Origin of the sequence: Paracoccus sp. Ld10 (assembly GCF_045064235.1) — a bacterium.
Lineage (GTDB): Bacteria > Pseudomonadota > Alphaproteobacteria > Rhodobacterales > Rhodobacteraceae > Paracoccus.
This window is the reverse complement of sequence record NZ_JBISHD010000026.1, coordinates 1-10,024: the sequence shown is the minus strand read 5'-3', so window position 1 is coordinate 10,024 and position 10,024 is coordinate 1. Positions and strand designations below refer to the sequence as shown.

The 10,024-nt window shown below is 65.3% G+C and carries 13 protein-coding genes, 1 tRNA gene and 1 riboswitch; of the genes, 5 read left to right on the top strand and 9 right to left on the bottom strand.

Annotated features, from left to right (window positions below; all coding sequences use genetic code 11):
* Positions 1-187: transposase (locus ACJJVR_RS08220; RefSeq protein ID WP_405403693.1), on the bottom strand; the 187-nt coding region annotated here is incomplete at its 3' end.
* A gap of 188 nt (positions 188-375) precedes the next feature.
* On the opposite strand from ACJJVR_RS08220, the gene ACJJVR_RS08215 reads away from it, so the two are divergent.
* The 3 genes from ACJJVR_RS08215 to ACJJVR_RS08205 all read left to right on the top strand — a co-directional run bounded on the left by ACJJVR_RS08215 (position 376) and on the right by ACJJVR_RS08205 (position 1,662).
* Positions 376-765, top strand: a complete 390-nt coding sequence (locus ACJJVR_RS08215) for a hypothetical protein (protein WP_405403692.1) — start codon at positions 376-378, stop codon at positions 763-765.
* A gap of 277 nt (positions 766-1,042) precedes the next feature.
* Positions 1,043-1,282, top strand: a complete 240-nt coding sequence (locus ACJJVR_RS08210) for a hypothetical protein (RefSeq protein ID WP_405403691.1) — start codon at positions 1,043-1,045, stop codon at positions 1,280-1,282.
* Positions 1,279-1,662 (top strand): toxin-antitoxin system YwqK family antitoxin, encoded by a 384-nt coding sequence (locus ACJJVR_RS08205; protein ID WP_405403689.1) that lies wholly within the window; start codon positions 1,279-1,281, stop codon positions 1,660-1,662. Before ACJJVR_RS08210 ends, ACJJVR_RS08205 begins: the two co-directional genes overlap by 4 nt.
* Positions 1,663-1,736: 74 nt before the next feature.
* Here the strand turns inward: ACJJVR_RS08205 and ACJJVR_RS08200 are convergent.
* The 4 genes from ACJJVR_RS08200 to ACJJVR_RS08185 form a co-directional block, all read right to left on the bottom strand.
* Positions 1,737-1,813 (bottom strand) — tRNA-Arg (locus ACJJVR_RS08200).
* 52 nt (positions 1,814-1,865) lie between these two features.
* On the bottom strand, positions 1,866-2,612 hold the full coding sequence (gene tpiA / locus ACJJVR_RS08195) for a triose-phosphate isomerase (RefSeq protein WP_405403687.1): 747 nt from the start codon (positions 2,610-2,612) through the stop codon (positions 1,866-1,868).
* Between the two features lie 57 nt (positions 2,613-2,669).
* The gene (locus tag ACJJVR_RS08190; protein ID WP_405403686.1) at positions 2,670-3,041 is read right to left on the bottom strand and encodes a HesB/IscA family protein; all 372 of its coding nucleotides are present in this window, start codon (positions 3,039-3,041) and stop codon (positions 2,670-2,672) included.
* Positions 3,042-3,117: 76 nt separating this feature from the next.
* A complete protein-coding gene (locus tag ACJJVR_RS08185; RefSeq protein WP_405403684.1) occupies positions 3,118-3,474 on the bottom strand; it encodes an SUF system Fe-S cluster assembly protein in 357 nt (118 codons plus the stop codon).
* A gap of 125 nt (positions 3,475-3,599) precedes the next feature.
* Here ACJJVR_RS08185 and tgt point away from each other — a divergent pair, with 125 nt between their 5' ends.
* Together tgt and ACJJVR_RS08175 are read left to right on the top strand one after the other, a co-directional pair.
* Complete coding sequence (gene tgt / locus ACJJVR_RS08180; RefSeq protein ID WP_405403683.1) at positions 3,600-4,730, top strand: tRNA guanosine(34) transglycosylase Tgt; 1,131 nt, start codon at positions 3,600-3,602, stop codon at positions 4,728-4,730.
* 67 nt (positions 4,731-4,797) lie between these two features.
* A riboswitch (FMN riboswitch) is annotated at positions 4,798-4,932 on the top strand.
* Positions 4,933-5,004: 72 nt separating this feature from the next.
* Complete coding sequence (locus ACJJVR_RS08175) at positions 5,005-5,475, top strand: 6,7-dimethyl-8-ribityllumazine synthase (RefSeq protein WP_405403681.1); 471 nt, start codon at positions 5,005-5,007, stop codon at positions 5,473-5,475.
* Between the two features lie 319 nt (positions 5,476-5,794).
* On the opposite strand, the gene ACJJVR_RS08170 is transcribed toward ACJJVR_RS08175, so the two are convergent.
* The 4 genes from ACJJVR_RS08170 to ACJJVR_RS08155 form a co-directional block, all read right to left on the bottom strand.
* Positions 5,795-6,745: a D-ribose ABC transporter substrate-binding protein gene (locus ACJJVR_RS08170; RefSeq protein ID WP_405403679.1), complete on the bottom strand. Its 951-nt coding sequence runs from the start codon at positions 6,743-6,745 to the stop codon at positions 5,795-5,797.
* 97 nt (positions 6,746-6,842) lie between these two features.
* On the bottom strand, positions 6,843-7,877 hold the full coding sequence (locus ACJJVR_RS08165; RefSeq protein ID WP_405403678.1) for an ABC transporter permease: 1,035 nt from the start codon (positions 7,875-7,877) through the stop codon (positions 6,843-6,845).
* Between the two features lie 11 nt (positions 7,878-7,888).
* The gene (locus tag ACJJVR_RS08160) at positions 7,889-9,394 is read right to left on the bottom strand and encodes a sugar ABC transporter ATP-binding protein (protein WP_405403677.1); all 1,506 of its coding nucleotides are present in this window, start codon (positions 9,392-9,394) and stop codon (positions 7,889-7,891) included.
* Positions 9,391-10,024, bottom strand: a 634-nt coding sequence (locus tag ACJJVR_RS08155) for a DUF2291 family protein (RefSeq protein WP_405403676.1), incomplete at its 5' end; no start/stop codon positions are given. The genes ACJJVR_RS08155 and ACJJVR_RS08160, both read right to left, overlap by 4 nt.

The following is a 10,024-nucleotide window of genomic DNA, read 5'->3' as shown; positions in this document are numbered from 1 at the left end:
GATTATAAAGCGTCTTGGCCGGTCCATATTCCCTCGGTGCGTCGCACCACCGTAAGCCATTGCGATTGATGAAGATAATGCCGCTCAGAACCCGCAGATCGTCCACGCGTGGGCGGCCATGGCTCTTGGGAAAGAACGTGCGAAGGCGCGCCATCTGCGCTTCGGTCAGCCAGAACAAGTTGCTCATCGATCAGGTCTCCTTGCGGCGGCCTGAATCACGCAAAGGGCGTAAAATCAATGGGTCTGGAGCCTAGCCAGGCTGTGGTCGCTACTGGAACATGAGAGCACCGTGGATAGGCCTGCTGATGGCATCCAGGAATCCGACTGGGTCGAGCGCATGTCGCACTTGCTATGGAAGATGTGGGAGGTGAAGCCATGAAAGCTCCCAGACCAGCCATGACACCGATAAACTTCCCCTACCGCACCCTTTTCCCAGCGCCTCCGAAGCCTTCGCCCAGCGAAGAAGAGGCGGCCGCGTTCCAGGCTTGCATAGAGGACCTTGTCGCCGTGCTTATAAAGCACGGCATGCTGGTGGAGGTCGGAGAGGATGAGGGCTGCCCGGTGATGTTACTTGTGCCTTCCGATCCAGTGCCAGGTGCGCTTGTGGTCTTCCATGACGGGGAGATGCGTTTCGAGGGCGACATGCGGGACCCAGAGGATGTGGTGGCGCAGGTCGCGTGGAACAACAGTAACCATGGGCGCCTGGCTGCCGCGAAAAGGGTAGGATCCCTAAGCGGAAAGAAAGACAGGGAGGGTGTTCTATGACCATCCCACCCGAAGTTTTCGACCGCTACGAGGTCGTCGATCAGCAGCTCTGGAGGGGTAAGGTGGTTGGGGAGACTGTAAGGCGGGTTTGCCGACCCTTGACGGCGCATGAGGTGCTGACGTGGACTTTGTCGGACAGGAAGGCCCTTGATGGGTGGTTGCAGGGCCCTGCAACGGCGATCAGGGAGCGTGCTGCGGATGTCGCCGGGTGGACGGGTTTCGCGGCTGGTTTGCGGGTCCTGGAACACGCGGCGACCAGGTCAAGGGAGGGAAGGCCATGACCGACCCGTTCACCTTCGACCCGGCGCGCATGGAAAGCGACATTGACTACGAAGGCGGCGAGAGGCACATCACGCTCCCTTACCTCGCCCCGCTCTTAACCGTGTCTGCCTCCGGTGAGGAATCCGCGGACGCCATGGATCTGTTGAAGACTTGTTATGACGAGGCTGTGGCCGGTCTTTCTCCCCATCAGCGGCTGGAATGGATTGCCGCGGCGTGCAGGGAGGGTGGGGTATGATCCAGTATACCTCATCTGTCGTCGAGAACACGACCGGAGCCGTTCCAAGGACTCTTTGCCACAGAAGCGCGGTGTTTGAAGCAGCTACCATAGATTTTATGGAGGACGGCATTCTGAGTCGCCGAGAGTGGTGGGTTGCCGGCAAAAAGCACCGGGAAGACGGGCCTGCCGTCATTTTTTATCGTGATGGCCGGCCGAACAATGAAGAGTGGTGGAGGGACGGGAAGATGCACCGGGACCATGGACCGGCAGACACCTTCTACAATGAAGACGGATCGGTTCGCCATGAGGTGTGGGTGCGTAATGGGCGGGACTACACGCCGTCTGGCCACGACCGCCTGACCTGGATCGCCGCCTCCCGTCAAAAACCACCCGAATAAGAGGGTTTCTGTGCGAGTTTCTGGGCCAATGGCGGTATAGAGCCAACCCGGCATCGCGCAAACGCAGTGATTATTGGTGCACCCGACTGGATTCGAACCAGTGACCTCTGCCTTCGGAGGGCAGCGCTCTATCCAGCTGAGCTACGGGTGCACGCGCGGCCTGATTACCCGGCGGGGTCAGGCGACGCAATGGTGAAAATCGATCAGGCCGCGTCCAGGGCGGCAATGATCGGGACAAAATCCGCGGCCTTCAGGCTGGCACCGCCCACCAGCGCGCCGTTTACATGCGGGGTGGCAAAGATCTCGGCCGCGTTCGCGGGCTTGACGCTGCCACCGTACAGCAGTGCGACATCGGCGCCGTCGGACAGGCGCGCGGACAGGTGGTCGCGCATCAGGGCATGGACCTGAGCGATCTGGTCCAGCGTGGGCGTGCGGCCCGTGCCGATGGCCCAGACCGGTTCATAGGCCAGCACGGTGTTGCGGGCATTGGCCCCGTCGGGCACGGACCCTGCCAGCTGCGTGGCGATCACGTCCAGGGTGCGGTCTGCGTCGCGTTCGGCCTCGGTCTCTCCGACGCAGATGATGGCGATCAGGCCGGCGGCATGGGCGGCCGCAGCCTTGGCATGTACCATGGCGTCTGTTTCGCCGTGATCGGCGCGGCGTTCGGAATGGCCCAGGATCACATGTGTCGCGCCCGCATCGCGCAGCTGGACGGCGGCGATGTTGCCGGTATGGGCGCCCTTGTCCGCGTGGTGGCAGTCCTGCCCGCCAACCAGCAGATCACTGGCGCCGACGCGCGCCATCATCGGGTGGATCAGCAAGGCAGGGGGGCAGATCAGCACGTCGCAGGTCGCGCCCTCGGCGGCGGCGGCCATGTCGTCCAGCTGCGCCAATGCGGCCAGATCGCCGTTCATCTTCCAGTTTCCAGCGGCAAGTTTGCGCGGTGCCATGAGGGTCCTCCGTAGGTTCGGGACAGGCTTAGCCAGCGTCCCGCCCCCGCGCAAGGCTCAGCCTTGGGCGCGACTGCCCTCCAGAGGGGCAAAGTTCACCGATTCACCGCAACCGCAGCTGTCGGTGACATTGGGATTGCGGAACCGAAATCCCTGTTCCAACAGCCCGGTTTCATAGTCGATCTGCGTGCCGAACAGGAACATCTGCGCCATGGGCGCGATGATGACGCGCGCGCCGTCCAATTCGACCACCTCTTCGTTCGCGGTGGGGGTCTCGGCCAGTTCCATCGTGTATTCCATGCCCGCGCAGCCGCCCTTTTTCAGGCCGATCCGCAAGCCATAGGCGTTCTTGCCCGCCATCAGCTGCGCGATCCGGGCGGCGGCGGCGGGGGTGATGGTCACGGGAGGGGTGCCGGGCATGGCGAACATGGCGAAATCCTTTCGGGCTTGGCATCAAGATAGTCATCCGGGGGGCACCGGTTCAAGACCGCCCCCCGGCCGGCAATCACATGAAGCCCAATTCCAGGCGCGCCTCGTCGGACATCATGTCCATGCCCCATTGCGGCTGGAACGTCATCTCGACGTCGACCTGCTTGACGCCCGGCACGGCCTCGACCGCGTCGGCGACCCATCCGGGCATCTCTCCGGCCACGGGACAGCCGGGGGCGGTCAGTGTCATGATCACCCGCACCTCGGACGCGTCGTTGATGTCGACCGTGTAGATGAGACCCAGGTCATGGATGTTGACCGGGATTTCCGGGTCATAGACAGTCTTGCAGGCTTCGACGATCGGCTCGTACAGCGGATGGTCGGTACTCGAGGGCGCGATCAGGGGCGCGCCTTCCATCAGGGGTTCGGTCATCGGATCATCCTTCAATTCCGACCGATTATATAGGGTGTCACCCGCCCGCGGTCCAGTGGCACGCGCATTGCACAGGGCGGGGGGCGGCGCTACAAGCGCCCGGTTCCAAAGGCTCGGGCGGCACCATGACCACGCGTTTCAACTTTACCCTGCAGGCGACCGACGGCGCGGCGCGCACGGGCGTGATCGACACGCCCCGCGGCCAGATCCGCACCCCGGCCTTCATGCCGGTGGGCACGGCGGCTACGGTCAAGGCGATGCTGCCCGAAAGCGTGGCGGCCACGGGTGCCGACATCCTGCTGGGCAACACCTATCACCTGATGCTGCGCCCCGGCGCCGAACGTGTGGCGCGGATGGGCGGCCTGCACAGGTTCATGAACTGGGACAAGCCGATCCTGACCGACAGCGGCGGGTTTCAGGTGATGTCGCTGGCGGGCCTGCGCAAGCTGACCGAGGACGGGGTGACGTTTTCCAGCCACGTGGACGGGTCCAAGCATTTCCTGTCGCCCGAAACGAGCATGCAGATCCAGAAGCTGCTGGGCAGCGACATCGTGATGTGTTTCGACGAATGCCCCGCGCTGCCCGCGACGGACGAGGCGGTGGCGGCGTCCATGCGCCTGTCGATGCGGTGGGCACAGCGATCGCGCGACGCGTTCGGCGACCGTCCGGGGCATGCACTGTTCGGCATCATGCAGGGCGGCGTGACGCGCGATCTGCGCGAGGAAAGCGCCCAGGCTCTGCAGGCCATCGGGTTCGATGGTTACGCGGTCGGCGGGCTGGCCGTGGGCGAGGGGCAGGAGGCGATGTTCGGCGTGCTGGACTATGCCCCCGGTTTCCTGCCGCAGGACAAGCCGCGATATCTGATGGGCGTGGGCAAGCCCGACGATATCGTGGGCGCGGTCCAGCGGGGCATCGACATGATGGATTGCGTGCTGCCCTCGCGGTCCGGGCGGACGGGCCAGGCATGGACTCCGCGCGGACAGGTCAACATCAAGAACGCCCGCCACCAGGACGATCCGCGTCCCTTGGACGAGGATTGTACATGCCCCTGCTGCACGGGCTATTCCCGCGCCTATCTGCACCACGTCTTTCGCGCGCGCGAAATGATCAGCGGCATGCTGCTGACCTGGCACAACCTGCATTACTATCAACAGCTGATGGCGGGCTTGCGGGACGCGATCGCCGCGGGGCAGTTGGACGCGTTCGTCGCCGATTTCCACGCGCGCCGGGCGCAGGGTGATATCGAACCCGTGTGACGCGGCGGTTTTGACAGGATTTTTCCTGTCCGGCCCTTGGCGCGGAGGGGCAACGCCGCTATCCTTGGGGTGTTCTCAGGGCGGGGTGTAATTCCCCACCGGCGGTCACAGCCCGCGAGCGCCCCTTGTCCTTTGCAGGGGGGTCAGCAGATCCGGTGAAATTCCGGGGCCGACGGTATAGTCCGGATGGAAGAGAACCGCACCGTGCGCCACCCCGGCGTCAGTTGCGGTATGCCTTGGGGGCCTGACGCAACTGACGTAAGGTTCCTGAAAGATGACCAAATCCCCCCGTATCGCCTTTATCAAGGCACGCTGGCACGCCGATGTCGTGGACCGCGCGCATGAAGGTTTCCTGACCCAGGCCGCCAGCCTGATGCCCGGCGCTCAGGTCGAGGCTTGGGATGTCCCCGGCGCGTTCGAGATGCCGCAATTGGCCAAGAAGCTGGCGCTGACCGGCAAATACGACGCCGTGGTCGCCGCCGCACTGGTGGTCGATGGCGGCATCTATCGCCACGATTTCGTCGCGGGCGCCGTCGTGACGGGCCTGATGCAGGCCGGCATGGACACGGGTGTGCCGGTTTTTTCCGTGTCGCTGACGCCCCACAATTATCAGGAAACCGAGTTGCTGACCGGTTTTTATCGTGAGCATTTCGTGAAAAAGGGGGCCGAGGCCGCCCATGCCGTCGCCCAGATGCTGGCCGTCGAGGGGCGTCTGGTCCGTCTGGATCAGGCCGACGCGGCCTGATCCATCCAAGGGCGGTGCTGCACCAGCAGCATCGCCTGTGTTTCCCTGAATATTCGATGACAGCGCGGTCTGATCGCCATGCTGCGCTGATCGGCCATCTGCAGAGTGTGGTCCCGCGCACTGCCGCGTGGTTACTGCACACCAAGTGACCCTGCTCGGGGTCCGACCGCGTTTTAAGAATCGCGGGAATGCGTCTTTGGACGCCGGAACTCGTGTGGCGACCCACCGACGGATCGCCGGCGCGCATGGCGGGTGTCCGCTGGCGCCGGTCGATCAGGATGGGGCGCGCGCATCATGACGCGCGCGCGCCCCGCAGATGTCATTGATCCAGAACGAATGGCGCGCTGTAGCTGTCCACGTTTTCCGGCGTGACCAGCAAGCAATCGAACAGCTGCTTTTCGGCGTCGACCCCGGTTTCGCCGGTCTTGATAAAGCTGTCGGCCTGACGGACGGCGGCTTCGGCAAAGACGGCGACGGGCTGGAGGACGGTATAGGCCATCTCTCCGGCGCGGACGGCCTCGACGGCGTCGGGGCTGCCGTCAAATCCGCCCACGGTCACTGCCTCCAGCTTGCCGGCCTCCTTCAGCGCGGCGATGGCGCCCAGGGCCATCTCGTCGTTGCCGGAAATCACGCCGGTGACGTCGGGGTTCGCCTGCAGCAGCGACTGCATGCGCTGATAGCCCTGGGTGCGGTCCCAGTTGGCGACCTCTTCTCCGGCCTTTTCGAATTCCGGGTACTGGGACAGGACCGTCTCGTAACCGTTCGAGCGGGTCTGAGCATTGTTGTCGGAGGGCGCGCCGAACAGCTCGACATAGCTGCCGCCATCCGTGCCCATCGCCTCGACCCAGGCCTGCGCACCAAGCGCCGCGCCCTGGGCGTTGTTCGACACCAGCTGGGCCTTGGCCAGGCCTTCCTGGTTGATCTCGGCGTTCACCAGAAACACCGGGATGCCCGCATCGACGGCCTTCTGGACGGCACCGACCGAACCGTCGGCATTGGCCGGGTCCAGGATGATCGCAACCGACTGGTTGGTGATCGCGGTGTCGATCAGCGTGCTTTCGCTGTTGGTGTCGCCGCGGTGGGCGGCCACATTGGCGGTATAGCCCAGTTCCTCGGCGGTGGCCTTGGCGACCTCGCCCTCGGTGAACCAGTACGGGTTGGCCGGGTCGTTCACGATCACGGTGATCAGCCCTTCGGCCCAGGCCGATCCGGCCATCAGCGGCACGGTGGCCACGGCAGCCATCAGCATCCGGCGCGTCATCTTCATCATCTTGTCTCTCTCCCTTGGTGTGGTGGTCCTGCCCGGTTGTGGGCAGTCTTTCCGCGCGCCATCCCTGTGGCAGGCGGGGAAGGTCGGGGGCAGTGCCTCACGTCTTGCGCGTGCCGCTGCCGTATTGAAGCGAGTTCATCAGGACGGCCAGCACGATCACCGCGCCGGTGAACACCGTCTGCCAGTACGAACTGACCCCGATGATCACCAGGCCCGCCGATAGAAAGCCGATGACAAAGGCGCCCAGCATGGTGCCGCGCACATTGCCGCGCCCGCCGGTCAGCGCCGCGCCCCCAATGACGACCGCGGCGATGGCGGTCAGCTCGTACGCGTTGCCCGCCGTGGGTCCGGCGGATGTCAGCTGCGACGCCAGCACCAGACCCGCCGCCGCCGCCAGCGCGCCCGATACCATATAGACGGTGATCTTGACCCGTTTGACCGGCACGCCGGACAGTTCCGCCGCGCGTTCGTTCCCGCCCGATGCGTACAGCCAGCGCCCGAAGGCCGACCGGCCCAGCATCAGCCCCGCGGCAATCGCCGCAACGGCCAGCACGATCACGCTGATCGGCACGCCGCCGATGCGGTAAAAGCCCAGCCAGTTGAAGCCGGTGTTACCCAAAGCCTCGGACCCGCGCAGATTGTTGTAGGTCAGCCCGTTGGTCATCAGCAGCGCGATGCCGCGGGCCACGTACATGACCCCAAGCGTCGCGACAAAGGGCGGCACCTTGAAGATCGCGACCAGCACGCCGTTGACCGCGCCGACCGCCGCACCCACGCACAGCGTCAGCACGACGACCGCCCAGACCGGCGGGTACAGGATCACGCCCATTGCGTCGATTTCGACCCCCTGCATCATCGCACCCGCGACGACGCCGGACAGCGCCAGGATCGACCCGACGGACAGGTCGATGCCGCCGTTCAGGATGACCAGCAGCATGCCGATGGACAGGATGCCAAAGATCGCGACCTGGCTGGACATGATCAGCAGGTTCGACAGGGTGAAATAGTTCGGCGACAGGAACGAAAAGACCGCGATGATGGCGATCAGCGCAAAAAAGGCGCGTCCCTCCAGCAGCAGGCGGCCGATGTTCAGGGACCGGCTCTTGGCGGGGGCGGTGGTGGTTGCGGACATGGGTCTCTCCCTCAGGCTGCCACGGACTCGCCCGAGGCGGCCATGATCCGGTCCTTGGACACGGTGCTGTCGAATTCGGCCGTGATGTGGCCCTTGTGCATGACGATGATCCGGTGGGCGATGGACAGGCATTCGCTGACCTCGGAGGTGGAATAGACCACCGCCAGGCCGTCCATCGCGCCCTCGGCCAGCAGGCGGAACACCTCGGCCTTGGCGCCGATGTCGATGCCGCGCGACGGCTCGTCCAACAGGATGGCGCGGGGCCGGGTGGCCAGCATCTTGCCGATCACCACCTTTTGCTGGTTGCCGCCCGACAGCGACCCGATGGGGGCGCCGCCGCCCGATGTCTTGACCGTCACGCGGCGGATGCTGTCGTCGACCAGCTCGCGTTCGGCGCGGGTGCTGGTGAACAACCCGCGCGTGAACCGCGCGATGGAGGCCAGCGACAGGTTCTGCCCGACGCTCATGGTCTGAACCAGGCCATCGCGCTGGCGGTCCTCGGGGACCAGGGCCAGGCCGCGGGCGATACGTTCGCCGATGGACAGGTGGCTGATCTCATGGCCCTCCAGGACGATCTGCCCGCCCGTGGCGCGCAGGCGGCCGGCGACCGTCTCCAGCAGCTCGGTCCGGCCCGCGCCCATCAGGCCATAGATGCAGACGATTTCACCCGCGCGCACGTCCAGGTTCAGGCCGTCGACCAGATCCTGGCCCGTGGCATCGGGCACCGACAGGTCGCGGATGGACAGGGCGACATCGCCCATGGTGCTGTCGGGCGGGCTGCCCAGGTCGTAATTGTCGCCGACCATGTTGCGCACGATCCATTCCAGATCGATGTCCGCACGCGGCGCATAGGCGGTCATCACCCCGTCGCGCAGCACGACCGCGTGGTCGGTGATGGTCAGCGCCTCTTCCAGGTGGTGAGAGATATAGACGATGCTGACGCCCCGCGCGGTCAGGTCGCGGATGACCTTGAACAGGACCTCGACCTCGCTGGCCGACAAGGCGCTGGTGGGTTCGTCCATGATCAGGATGCGGCTGTCCACGGACAGGGCGCGGGCGATCTCGACGATCTGCTGCTGGCCCAGGCGCAGGTCCTCGACCAGGGTCGAGGGGGCGATCTGTTCCTCCAGCTCCTCCATCAGGGCGAGGGTCTGGCGGTCCTCTTCGGCGTAATTCACGCCAAGCGCGCCCATGATCTCGCGGCCCATGAAGATGTTGTCGCGCACCGACAGGTTCGGCGCCAGCGACAGTTCCTGGTGGATGATCGAGATGCCCTGATCGCGCGCGTCGTTGGCGTTTGCGAATGCCACCGCTTGACCGTCCAGCATGATCTGGCCCGATGTGGGCTGGATCACGCCCGACAGGATCTTCATCAGCGTCGATTTGCCCGCGCCGTTCTCCCCGAACAGGGTGGTGACCTGACCGCGGTGGATGTCAAAGTTCACGCCCTTCAACGCATGGACCTGCCCATAGGATTTCGCCACATTGCGGGCGGCAAGGACGACCTCGGCGCTCATTGGACCTCCATCGCGACGGGAGTGATCAGCCAGTTCGCCGGATTGATCAGCCGGAACGCGCCGGTCACCGTCACCTGCCTGCCCGTCAGGGCGGCGGTGTCGATCGGGGCCAGCACCTCGGCCGCCATGGCGCGGTTGATGCCCGACCCGGCGTCCTGATATTCGATCTGGTTCTTGAACGCGCCGAACGCGATGTCGCCGGGCGCGTCGCGCAGGTCGGTGCCGTTGATTGCAGGGCCGGTCTGCACGCGGACGCGCAGATCATCGGGCAGGCCCTCGACCGTCAGGGGATAGACCCCGGCGCGCGGCTCTCCGGCGGTGCCGGTCACGGTGACCATCATGATCGCGCCGGTGGATGCGGGCGTGCCGTATTCCGCGATGGCCGCGTCCTGATCGGCGGCGATGGCGGCGGCCAGGTCGGTTGCGGGCACGGCGCGTTCGATCACCGCGTCACGGATGCGGGGGAATTCCTGCGTGCCATAGGTGTCGGGCGAAAACGCCTGCTGGCGGGCATCGGCGTCGGACCCGACCTGCACCACGGTGGTGTCCAGCGCGATCGCGGCCAGAACGCCCAGGCCCACGGCCACGGACAGGATCAGGCCGCGGCGACTGGCGGCGGGGGCACGGGGG